Source organism: Chloroflexus sp. MS-G, from assembly GCF_000735195.1.
In the GTDB taxonomy this organism is placed as follows: Bacteria; Chloroflexota; Chloroflexia; order Chloroflexales; family Chloroflexaceae; genus Chloroflexus.
The window spans coordinates 1-12,264 of sequence record NZ_JPIM01000126.1 but is presented as its reverse complement, the minus strand read 5'-3'; the positions used below and the strand labels follow the sequence as shown (position 1 = coordinate 12,264).

Annotated in this window: 8 protein-coding genes; 5 read left to right on the top strand and 3 right to left on the bottom strand. The window is 53.5% G+C overall.

Annotated elements, in window-relative coordinates; all coding sequences use genetic code 11:
* The first annotated feature begins 499 nt into the window (after nt 1-499).
* From JE47_RS0117240 to JE47_RS0117230, 3 genes are all read left to right on the top strand, one after another.
* A complete protein-coding gene (locus JE47_RS0117240) occupies nt 500-1,180 on the top strand; it encodes a response regulator transcription factor (protein WP_031460948.1) in 681 nt (226 codons plus the stop codon).
* Nucleotides 1,181-1,185: 5 nt separating this feature from the next.
* Complete coding sequence (locus JE47_RS0117235; RefSeq protein WP_236631284.1) at nt 1,186-3,327, top strand: ATP-binding protein; 2,142 nt, start codon at nt 1,186-1,188, stop codon at nt 3,325-3,327.
* Nucleotides 3,328-3,476: 149 nt separating this feature from the next.
* Nucleotides 3,477-4,559, top strand: coding sequence for a B12-binding domain-containing radical SAM protein (locus JE47_RS0117230; RefSeq protein ID WP_031460946.1), 1,083 nt, complete (start codon nt 3,477-3,479; stop codon nt 4,557-4,559).
* Between the two features lie 77 nt (nt 4,560-4,636).
* Here the strand turns inward: JE47_RS0117230 and hisF are convergent, their stop codons facing one another.
* From hisF to JE47_RS0117215, 3 genes are all read right to left on the bottom strand, one after another.
* Nucleotides 4,637-5,425, bottom strand: coding sequence for an imidazole glycerol phosphate synthase subunit HisF (gene hisF / locus JE47_RS0117225; protein ID WP_031460945.1), 789 nt, complete (start codon nt 5,423-5,425; stop codon nt 4,637-4,639).
* A 25-nt stretch (nt 5,426-5,450) separates the two neighbouring features.
* Nucleotides 5,451-6,239: a hypothetical protein gene (locus JE47_RS0117220; protein ID WP_031460944.1), complete on the bottom strand. Its 789-nt coding sequence runs from the start codon at nt 6,237-6,239 to the stop codon at nt 5,451-5,453.
* 175 nt (nt 6,240-6,414) lie between these two features.
* Entirely contained in the window at nt 6,415-6,915 is a 501-nt protein-coding gene (locus JE47_RS0117215) for a hypothetical protein (protein WP_031460943.1), read from the bottom strand.
* 163 nt (nt 6,916-7,078) lie between these two features.
* Between JE47_RS0117215 and tkt the strand changes: the two genes are divergently transcribed.
* Together tkt and JE47_RS0117205 are read left to right on the top strand one after the other, a co-directional pair.
* Complete coding sequence (gene tkt, locus JE47_RS0117210) at nt 7,079-9,094, top strand: transketolase (RefSeq protein WP_031460942.1); 2,016 nt, start codon at nt 7,079-7,081, stop codon at nt 9,092-9,094.
* A gap of 427 nt (nt 9,095-9,521) precedes the next feature.
* On the top strand, nt 9,522-12,264 hold a 2,743-nt coding region (locus JE47_RS0117205), incomplete at its 3' end, for an HYR domain-containing protein (protein ID WP_236631283.1).

Genomic DNA, 12,264 nt, shown 5'->3' with positions numbered 1-12,264 from the left:
TTAGCGCCGATCCGAATATCGTATCGTCACGTCCACGATGGATGCACCCTGTCCGTGGCCCCTACCCGATGGACGACTGGCCTGGTGCCGACGGAATACCGGGGATAGGCAAGGTGGCGTCGTGCCCCTACCGGTACCCCACTAACCGGAGCATCGACCATGCCTACGCTGCCTACCCCGCATCGCAAGGATAAGGGCGCAGCGGTGCTGCGCCCCTACGCCTCGACCAATGAATCCCAATGTACGAGCGCAGTGCCCCTGCGCCCCTACCGATCTTCATTTAGGGTCATGCGATTGATTCGAGGACCAACAGCAATTCAATATTGACCACACCGCACCCGTCAGCGCAGGTACACCACTGCGATCCGGCAAAGGTTGAAACGGATTTTTAATAATTTTAACTCTAGCCAAAGGTAGTTGAAAAGTGGTACAATAGTAGCGCCATAGTTATGGAGACCACCTCATTATATCCAGCAAAGCATCAAACAGGGAGCGTCGCATGAATATTTTGGTTGTTGACGACGATATTCAGAATGCAAAGATGACTTCATATCTGCTTGAAGAGGCAGGCTATCGTGTATTTCGCGTACACGACCCCTCGAACATTATGCAGGTAATTGAACAGCACAATCCCGACCTGATCCTCCTTGACATTATGATGCCCAAGATGGATGGTTTCGAGGTCTGTCGGCAGATTCGACGCAATTCAGACATCCCCATCATCTTCCTTTCCGCACGTACCTACCTCCAGGATCGCGTGATGGGTCTCCAGATTGGCGGTGACGATTATCTGGTCAAACCGTTTGAGCCTTCAGAATTATTGGCACGGGTTGAAGCAGTACTACGCCGCCGTAATGCCGATGTGCTCAATACTTCTACTCGCCTGAGCCAGGGTAACATTACCCTCGATCCGGTCGAACACAAAGTGCTATTCACCGATGGCCGCGTCGTTGAATTAACACCCCTTGAATTCCGTCTGCTCTACTATCTGATGAAGAACGCTGGCCGTATCTTGAATGTCAGTCAAATCTTGACTAAAGTATGGGGGTATGATTACGAAGGCGAGAGCAATCTTGTCGCAGTTTACATTCGTCGCCTGCGCACCAAAGTTGAAGAAGACCCGGATCATCCGCGTCACGTTATTACTGTGCGCAATCTTGGTTACAAGTTTGAACCATAATTTGCATGATGAGACCTGAAACCGAGCAACTGCAAACGATCATCCGTCGCCTCTTGCCGTTGCTGGCTTTGGGGATAGCCTGGCTCATTACTCAATTCGACCTCACGCCCGTCATCGCTGGCGGACTTGCTGGCTACGGTATCATCAACGTGATTTTGCTCCTCTTCTTGCGGCGCTACCCCTCTGTAACAAATCGCCTCTTGCTCGGTAGCATCGCGAGCGATCTCCTGTTTGTCTTCTGGTGTATTACGTTTGGTGGCCCTGCTGCTCTAACGGTCGTGCAGGGGATCGGTGCCCTACGCGCCTGGCGCTACCGTTTCTACTCGCTATGGCCAGCGTTCTTACCGGCAATTATTGGCTTTATCTTATTCCTGGGGGCCGGGAACGCGATGACGTTCACCACACCCACGACACTTGCATCGGTTGGTAGCCTCCTGCTCAGTCTCGTTGTTGTTGCAGCCCTGATCTGGTTTGGGGACAGGCGCAATCTAGCCGCCCGTGAGTGGCGTGCTCGCTACGATCATCTGCGGCGTGAACAGAAGCAACAAGTCGCCAATCTTGAAGAATCGAACAACGAACTGCGTGATCGTCTGCGCCGAATGGAAGCCCTTGGTGAGAGTTTACGCGCTATCAGTAGCTCGCTCAGCCTGGATGACGTTTTGCATCAAATCCTCGACTCGCTCACTCATATGCTGGGCGTGCAGCGTATTGATGATGTCGCACTGACTCTGGCGCGACCCACTGGTCTGGAACATCGCCTCCTCCATGCGAGTGAACATCAGGCTGATTGGGCAACCGTATTGGCGCAGACTGTCATGAACAGTAAGCGGCCCGTTTCGCTCGATGGATTTCAAATCACGCAACAACCGGAATGGCAGCCATTGGCTGCGCATCAATTTCGGGCTGCGCTTAGCGTACCATTATTTGATCCCGACCAACCCGATCACATTCGTGGTACCCTCAGTGTTGTAAGCCGACAGGTCACCACATTTTCACCTGCTGAAGAACGACATCTGACCTCGTTTAGTATTCAGGCGATGATCGCCATTCGTAACGCTGAATTCCATGTACAATTGAGCCGTCAACAGGCGGTACTCAGTGCTGTTTTACACGACATGGCCGATGGCCTGATTGTGTACGATCAGCAGGGAACGGTCTACCTCGACAACGCGGTAGCCCGTCAGATTATTGCGCAGAGTATGGCGCGCAGTGGTAATCTGGCGAACCGTCTGATCGAACTTGCTCTTCGTGTCCATCACGAGGGGAATTCGCTGAGCCAGGAGATTGTGGATGGTGAAACCGAACAGGCGCGGTTCTATCACGTTCATGCGACCCTGGTAAACCCCTCGGCCGATACCCGACTGGCTGTTCTGGTCTTACACGATGTGACGGATCAAAAGGGAGAGGAACGGCAACGTCGTGAGTTTATTGCGAAATTAGCCCACGAGCTGCGTAACCCGCTGAATACGCTCAAAGGGTTTCTCGCTATTGTCTTGAAAGAGAGCGACAACGTTGGGAAGCTCACCGAACGTCAACGTGAGTTTCTGGGTGAGGTGGAAGATAGCGCCAATCGCTTGAAAAAACGGGTTGAAGAACTCATTGAGATCAATCGCAACGGGACCAATCAGCTTAAGTTGCGTCCGATACGGGCAAATATCATCGATCTCATTATTACCACGTGCATCAAACAACAGCAGCAGGCTCACGAGAAGGGTATCGATCTGCGCTGGGATGTGCCCGATCGATTACCCGATGTGATCATCGATGAGGAGCGCATTAGTCAGGTTCTGACGAATCTGATCGAAAATGCGATCAAGGCCACACCCAACGGTGGAAAGATCGTCGTGAGTGCCGAGCAGCATTCCCAAGGCATCTACGTACATGTGACAGATACCGGTGTAGGGATTCCAGCCGATCAGATTGAGAAGGTATTTCTCCCCTTCTACCAGGTCGATAACGGGATACCGGTGAAAAAGACGCATCTTGGCCTGGGATTGGCCATCTGTAAACAGTTCGTGGAAGCCCACGGTGGCAAGATATGGATTGCGCACAGTGAGGTAGGAAAAGGAACGCGCTTCTCGTTCTCTCTGCCACTGCCGGACAAAGCTGCATTTGATATGCCAATTAGCGATCATGCTTCTGTGTAAGAGATTAAAATTTCTTTATAGAAATTTTGTATGAAACATGATATATTTTGTGGCAATCAGTATCTAGCTTTTCGTGCAATTTTCTCAACTATTTCCTACGTAATCAAAAATGTACTTTCTGCTCCTGCACGGTTGTTGGGAGAAATGACGTGAAGATTGCGCTCATCGCTCTACCTGGTAAACAACAAAACCGGCTACCACCGCTCACCCTGGCATACATCGCGGCAATCCTTGAGCAGCGGCGCGCCATCGTGCGTCTCTACGATCGTGCGCTCGAGTCGGCAGGAAGTTGGAACGATATTCGACGACGGTTACAGACATTTCAACCCCAACGAATGATCATTGCCGGCGATGATAGCCGTATCATCGAACAGGCTGTTACCTATTTTCATCAGACCTACCCTGACATCTTACCCCTGCTCGTTCAACGGAGTGGGAGTGAAGCGCCAACAATCGTCAACCATGTGATGGCCTGGCTTGATAGTGATAATACCGATACGACCACCGAACTGTCAGCCGATGCACTCCCTTATCCGGCCCGTCATCTGCTCTCACTCGAACGCTACGCCCTACGTGCGCCGGGTGGTGAAGTACAAACACCGGTAGTCATCGGGTGGTCTGACCGCGGTAAATGGGTCATGCGTTCACCGCACGCTATCGGACAAGAGATTCAGGCCGTGATGGCCGAGTTTGGGATTCGGAATGTGCTCTTTTGTGAACCTGAGTTGACGATTGACCAAAGCTGGCTGAACGATCTGCTTGATTACTTCATTAAGGCAAACCTCAATGTCAGATGGCAAGCTACCGTTACCCTTGAGCACTTACGCGAAGAAACATTGCCGCGGCTGGCGCAGGCCGGCTGCGAAGCACTGACGTTTTCGATTGCGGCAAGCAGTATGTTCGATTCAGTGCAGCGTCGCCATCAGGTGCAGAAACTGATAACCAGTGCTGGTGAGCTGGGTATCTATACCCATGCAACCGTGTTGCTCGAACCTCCCTACGAGGCGATTGCCCGCCTGATTGACGTTGCTGCGACGTTCGGTCTCAACGATGTCTCGTTTGAACTTATGCAGACGCTGCGAGTTGGTGATGATGAACAACAGATACAGCGCTTTGCGCGTCAACGGTATCAGCAAGGGCGTAGCCGACAGCGCCTGATTGATCGTTTTGGCCCGGCATTGGGTAGTTTGCTTTGGCAATTGCGCGTGCAGCATCTGGCCGAAGATGAGTAGGGCGTGGCAGATCAAGCTCATACCGGGCCGATCATCAACGACGTCAACCACTGCCCAACGTAGCGCAACATTTCCTCTCATCTTGCTGATATTTGCCGCACCGGTACACCTCGCTCGGCCAGGTATTGCTTGACATCGGCAATCGAGTAGTCGCCGAAGTGGAAGATTGAAGCTGCGAGCACGGCATCAGCTCCCCCTTCAACAATCCCACGATACATATCGTGTGGTGAACCAACGCCTCCCGATGCAATGACCGGTACCGATGCTACAGCGGTGACTGCCTGCAACAGCTCAAGATCGTAACCGGTACGCGCACCGTCGGCGTCCATACTGTTAATGCAAATTTCGCCAGCACCCAATTCGATCCCCCGCTTGATCCATTCGATGGCATCAAGGCCGGTTGGGCGTGGATTGGCCCCAGTATGGGTGAAAACTTCCCAACGCGGTGGCTCACCGGGCACATTGACTCGCCTGGCATCGACCGATAATACGATGCACTGGCTGCCAAAGCGGCGTGCACCCTCGGCGATCAATTGTGGGTTGTAGACCGCAGCCGTATTCAGGCTGACCTTATCGGCGCCGGCCCGTAACATTCGATACATATCTTCAACACTGCGTAACCCACCACCGACGGTCAAGGGAATAAAGACCTCGGCGGCGGTTCGTTCAACCACCTCAACCATAATCGCCCGCTCGTCACTCGAGGCGGTAATATCGTAAAAGACCAGCTCATCGGCGCCAGCAGCATTGTACGCCGCGGCCAACTCTACTGGATCACCGGCGTCGCGATGATTGAGGAATTTCACCCCTTTAACCACTCGCCCTGCTTTCACATCGAGACAGGGAATAATGCGTCGTGTCAGCATATATCACCTTTTTCAGTTGCCGGTATTACTTGGGCCGAACCTGCCCACGCCGTCCACGCTCTTCAACCGGTGTTGTTGTCGTCGCTTCAGTCACCTGCTTGTTCTGCACTTCATCAATCAAAAACTGGGTTGCCCGTACTGCCCAGAGGGCAAGAAATGATACGCTGAAGAGGAGAAATGGAACAATAAGTACCAGACTGCTCACCACTAAGATGATCCCCATCAAGAGCATAGTAACCAGGGTATACAGCGGTCGCATAAGGATGAGCAGGAGGGCATTACGGGCAATCTGTCGTAGTGAAGGTTGATCGAGCAAAACCATCAGTGGGAAAGCATAGATAATGAGTGCTGACCAGAGCATGAACAGGTAGAGGAAAAAGCCAATCAGCACACCGCCCAACAAGCCAGGAACACCAGAATAAAACGCCAGATTCCACAAAATCAAGGCCAGACCGGCCATCCAGATTCCATACAGACGCCAGGCGGGCAGGGCATACACTCGCATCCCAGCAAAAAAGTCGGCTAACTTGCTGGCCCTACCTTCTATGATCCGCTTGCTCAGAGCGTACAGGCCGGCAAAGGCCGGAGCTGCTGGTAATACACCGACCAATGCCGCTGCCGCTGCCGGTACCGCAGCATTGTTCTCCATCGCGACATAAGCAACACTAAAAAGGGGCACACTCAGCGCTGCCCAGATAATGTTGGCAAAGGTAAGCAGCAGAAACTCGTCGAACAGGTCGCGTAGGGCGCTCCAGAATACGCGAAACGGTGCTATTATTGATGATGTGTTGATGATCGGGCGTTGGTTATTCATACCAAAAACTGTGTAACCCAGACGGCGAGGTACAAGCGCTGGGGTGCAGATGATACATAAGCACTGCCGTGATCACGGGCAATAACCGGGCAACTCGTTCGCTTGCCAAATAGGGTTTCAGACCCGACCCCCTTTGCGCGTGAGATGCTCTCTATTATAACTGAATTCGTTCCTGCTATGGCGCATCCTCGGCCCACAGTACCACAACACGTCGTTCATCAAATGCGAACAAACCATGATCTAACGGTGCCTCACTGAGTGAACGCCACCCCACCACTTCATTCCCGTGAATGTCGTAGACGGCAAAATTACCGCTCACCGCACCATTGGTAAAAAAGCGTGCTTTGGCATCGAGTAACGCCAGGACCCGTCTGGCCAGCTCGGTTGCCTGTACTTCGGGAACAATCTCGTCAGGATACGCCAGATCATGAGCAATAATGTGGGTTGCAATCTTGAGTGCAATCCGTCGCGGTACCTCGATCCAATGTTTACCAAGCGGCTGAAAATCAAGTTCACGCGCTACCGCATCGAGAACGGTGTACGGATCAGACGGTGGCCGGTACAACCGAAAAGCGGCTCCGATGAGTGGATAACTCTCGGCGCGGGCCGTTTCGATAGCTACCCATAGCCCTTCGATTTCTGGATCGGTCTCAAGGCTTATGATTGACTGCGACATAATACCTCACTTCGTTAGAACCGGTTACAGGTGCAATAATAGCAAATTCAGGCGCTATGGTAACAGTCGTCGTGCAGTGAACGTCGGTGACAGTGGTATGATTGAAAGAGTAGGGAATATTTGAACACCGCGATGGGTGTTTGCAAAGAGGAGATGCCACTTCATGAACGAACCTACTACCGCCACTCTTGATCGGTTATGCGCTAACGCGATACGGGCGTTGGCTATTGACGCAGTCCAACAGGCGAATAGTGGGCATCCCGGTATGCCGCTGGGGATGGCAGATGCTGCCTACGTGCTCTGGACGCGCTTTCTCAAGCATAATCCAGGTGATCCACACTGGCCGAACCGTGATCGGTTCGTCCTTTCGGCCGGTCATGGGTCAATGCTGCTGTATGCGTTACTCCACCTCACCGGCTACGATCTCTCGCTCGACGACCTGAAGCAGTTTCGGCAATGGGGTAGTCGAACGCCCGGTCATCCTGAGTACCATGAAACACCTGGTGTTGAAATGACGACCGGTCCTCTTGGGCAAGGCTTTGCCACCGCAGTCGGGATGGCCATTGCCGAACGCTGGCTGGCAACAAGATTCAATCGGGCCGGGTTTCCCATCGTTGATCATTATACCTACGTTATCGCCAGCGATGGCGATTTGATGGAAGGTATCTCGCACGAAGCAGCCAGCCTGGCCGGGCATTTGCGGTTGGGCAAGCTGATCGTTCTGTACGATAGCAACGATATTTCTCTGGTTGGACCAACCAAGCTGTCCTGGAGCGAAAACGTTGCCGACCGGTTTGCCGCCTACGGCTGGCAGGTCTTATATGCCGATGGTCATAATATGTCGTCGGTTGCTCTGGCCCTGGCGGAAGCGATTGCCGATGATCAGCGCCCATCACTCATCATTACTCGCACCGTCATTGGCTATGCCAGCCCACGGGCAGGAAGCCACAAGGCCCACGGTGAACCGCTTGGCGTCGAAGGGGTCAAATTGACGAAAGAGGCATTGGGTTGGCCAACCGAACCGGCCTTTTACGTACCTCTTGAAGTCTACGAACATATGCATCTGGCCGCAGAGGTTGGTGAAGTGCGGCAACGTGAATGGGAGGCGATGCTAAACCGCTATCGGGCTTCATACCCCGATCTAGCGGCTGAATGGGATCTGCTGCAAGAGGGTGGGCTCCCCGCGAACTGGCACACAGCGTTACCGGTTTTTCCACCTGATCTGAAAGCCAAAGGAACGCGGGTTGCTTCAGGGGCAGTGTTGCAAGCGCTGGCACCCATCCTGCCAGGTCTTCTCGGTGGTTCAGCCGATCTCCACACGTCGGATTTTACGTATCTTGAAGGCTTTGGCTCAATCAGTGGCGACAACTTTCAGGCCCGTAACCTGCATTTCGGTGTGCGCGAGCACGCGATGGGCGCTATTCTCAATGGGATGGCACTCCATGGCGGGATTATTCCGTATGGCGGTACCTTTCTGGTATTTAGCGACTACATGCGCCCATCCATTCGTCTGGCAGCGTTGATGAAATTACGGGTCATTTATGTCTTCACCCACGATAGTATCGGTGTTGGTGAAGATGGACCAACGCACCAGCCGGTTGAGCATTTAGTTGCGTTGCGTGCTATTCCTAATGTATTGGTTGTGCGTCCGGCAGATGCAAATGAGGTAGCAATGGCCTGGCGCTTAGCCCTTCAGCGGACCGATGGGCCAACAGCGATTATTCTGTCACGCCAGAACGTGCCGACCCTCGACCGGAGTGGGCTGGGTGCTGCCGAAGGTGTCCTCCGTGGCGGGTATATTTTGCGTGATGCCGAGTCGGCGCAGGCACTGATCATTGCAACCGGCTCAGAAGTGGCAGTGGCCCTTGCTGCTGCCGATCAACTCGAAGCGGAAGGGATCGCGGTACGAGTCGTGAGTATGCCCTGTCGTGAACTCTTCGATCAGCAAGAGGCAGGGTACCGCGAGAAGGTCCTCCCCTCATCGATACCAGTACGGGTAGCGATTGAAGCCGGACGGTCTCTCGGTTGGGAACGCTATGTCGGCTGTGAAGGGACAATTATCGGCGTGGATCGGTTTGGGGCATCGGCACCATTTCAACGCATCTATGCCGAATTTGGCCTGACGGCCGAACGGATTGTTGCTGCCGTGAAGCAACATCTCTCGGCTTCAGGGAGATAATTTGTGCGTTGGGTGAATGATTGCATACCAATACGCAGAATCCTGTTGTATCTCCGTTTACCACTCTCATGTTGAGGTAGTCGTGTGGTGGGATGGGATACAGGTTTCCCAAGCAAGTGCGCTCGCCCAATGAAACCAAACCGATGATAGTCCTGACGAGAATGAGAACTCTACGGACTGCTGAAGCCACGCTTCAGCAGTCCGCTGGACGAGTACAACCCTAAGCTGAGTGCGAGTATCCCCAGTAGTGCGTATCTTGTAGGTAATCCCCGCAACTGTTCTACTCATTACATTTTTGTCACTTTCTTCGCAACCAGCTATTCATCCCCCCACACCTGCTCACGGTACGCTCATCACAAGCACGTTCCAATAAGCGTTACATTCGGTGCTTTAAGCTGCTTGTAAGCCCGTTAGCGAAAGGGAGGTTATGCGATTCCTGTCCACCATTATGTTCATTATGTTGCTGATCACACTCGGAGTAATGCTTGGAGCGATGCCAGAGATCAGTCAGGCGCAGCGATCCGACAAGCCGATGTCGTCAGAAGGTTCATTACCGGGTGGCAATCTCACGCTGAATAGTGTGATCGGTGACAATGATGAACGAGTCAGTTTTGTTGCACCATTACGCGATGCTTTTGAGCCGGATATTGCCTACAATCCGGTGACCAACCAGTACCTGGTCGTGTACGCTCGTCCCCGTGAAGGCGGTGGTAGCAATGAGTTTGAGATTTATGGTCAGTTTATTGATGCTACCACTGGTGAGCCGGTGCCACCTACTGCACCTGATGCTGAAGTGAGTGGGACTGCGTTTCGGATCAGTCGGAATGGAAATGATCTGGCTACCGATCCGTTTGATGCTTACAGTCCGGCGGTGAGTTACAGTGCACGCGATAATGTGTTTCTGGTGACCTGGACTGCCGACAACACCAATCCCTATGTGGACTGTAGTAACCCTGCTGCCGGTCGTGCCGGTTATCGAGCCGCTGGCGCTTATGAAATCTACGTGCAGGTGGTTGCAGCCGATGGTGATTTGCTGATCCGTGATGAGTGTGGTAATCCGCAGGATGATCGCATCAGCGAGATTAATGTCTTGTTCTACCGAACTAATTTCGGTGGAAGGAATCCTGATTGGGATGCGTTCTCTCCCGACGTTGCCTACAATAGTCAAAATGGTGAGTTCTTGATTTGTTGGTCTGATGATCGAGCGAATGGATTTCTCTCTCAACCTTTTGCCGAGCAAGGTGGTGAATTTGAGATTCGGTGTCAGCGCTTCTCCCTCGATCCCCATCCACAAAGACGCTTCATCGGCCAAATTGGACCAAACGATTTTCTGGTAAGCCGTGCTGGCTTCAATACCGGAGCTACCGGCTATGTTCGCCCTGACTATGATGCTGTAACACCGGCAATTGCCTACAACAGTATTGATAACCAGTGGTTCGTGGTCTGGTCGGCTGATAACAATGCCAGTGGCGTCGAAGACGGTGAATTCGAGATTTATGGCCAAGTACTCGCGGCCGATGGCACACAAGCCCACCTCTTGCCTGGGATTGGTTCTAACTACCGTGACGATCACCGCATTAGCCAAACTGGTGAAACGACTGGTTGTGCGAACGCCAGTTGTGATGCGTATCGGCCAGCTGTAGCGCACAACCCTGATCGCAATCAATATCTGGTCGCCTGGTTTGGTGATGATGTCAATGGCTTTGAAGAGGTCTACGTCAGTTTACGCCAGGCGACCGGCTTTGGCACTTCAGTAAGCAATCAGCGGGTCAGTTTTAGTTCCAACGGTGTTGATAATCGCTTCAAGGGACTTGATGTCGATGTAGCTTACGATCCGTTCAACCGTGAATGGTTGGTCGTCTGGCGTGGTGATCCGATGGTGAATGACCGCTTCGAGATCTACGGTCAGCGGTTTAATGCTGATACCGATGGGAGTATTCCACTGACTCCGGTTGGCGGTGGCAACTTCCGGATCGGTAATACCCCAGCGCTTGCGCCGACTGCCTTTCAAGCGAATAGCAGTGGCCTGACCCGTCCATTACCGGGTGGTGAACCAGAAACTGCTGGCTCGACCCTGCTCAATCCGGTCAACTGGCACCGAGTTGCGCCACGAGTTGCGGCAACCGGTAGCGGGCGCTATATGGCAGTTTGGGCCGGCTATCTTGATGGAGTGGCGTCCAATCGTCAGTTCGAGGTCTTTGGGCGTCGTTTGAGTTTTGTCCCACCCGCGGTACAGGCTGCTACACGTAGTGACGGCGCCACCATCACACCATTAAATAATGGTGATCTGATCAATGCTTCGGTTAGGGAGTTGGGCTTAACCTTCGCAGAATTGTTACGCAACGGCGCCGATGTCGCCAACTACCGTCTCGTTAGTGGTTCAGTGACTTCGTGCAGTGGCGCCGGTAGTAGTTTGATTGCCAATGTTAATGTGAATCTGTTCACCGTAACAATTCAGCCAACCATTCAGCCATTACCTGATGGACAATATACACTGATCGCTTGTGCCACGCTGACAAGCGTTGGTGGAATTACATTGGGGAGTGATGTGGCGATCACCTTTACCATCGATACTACCGCACCGTCGCTAAGCTTGCCCGGCGATATATCGGTAGAAGCTACTGATGCAAGTGGCTCAGTTGCCACCTACACGGCAACGGCCAGTGACGCGGTAGCGGGGACGGTTCCGGTGACGTGTACCCCGGCCAGTGGCAGCACCTTCCCACTCGGCGCCACCACCGTGACCTGTACGGCGAGCGATCCCGCCGGAAATACGGCGACCGGCAGCTTTACCGTCACCGTCGTGGATACCACGCCACCATCGCTGAGGCTGCCGGACAATCTCTCGCGTGAGGCGACCGGCCCCGATGGAGCGGTTGTCACCTACACCGCTACCGCTAGCGATGCCGTGGCGGGGGCGGTTCCGGTCACCTGTACCCCGGCCAGCGGCAGCACCTTCCCGCTCGGCGTCACCACCGTCACCTGTTCGGCGAGCGATCCCGCCGGGAACACGGCAAACGGTAACTTTACCGTCACCGTTGTGGATACCACGCCACCGTCGCTGAATCTGCCGGGCAATCTCTCGCGCGAGGCGACCGGCCCCAGTGGGACGGTGGTCACCTACACGGCGACAGCCAGTGACACGGTAGCGGGGGCGGTTCCGGTGACGT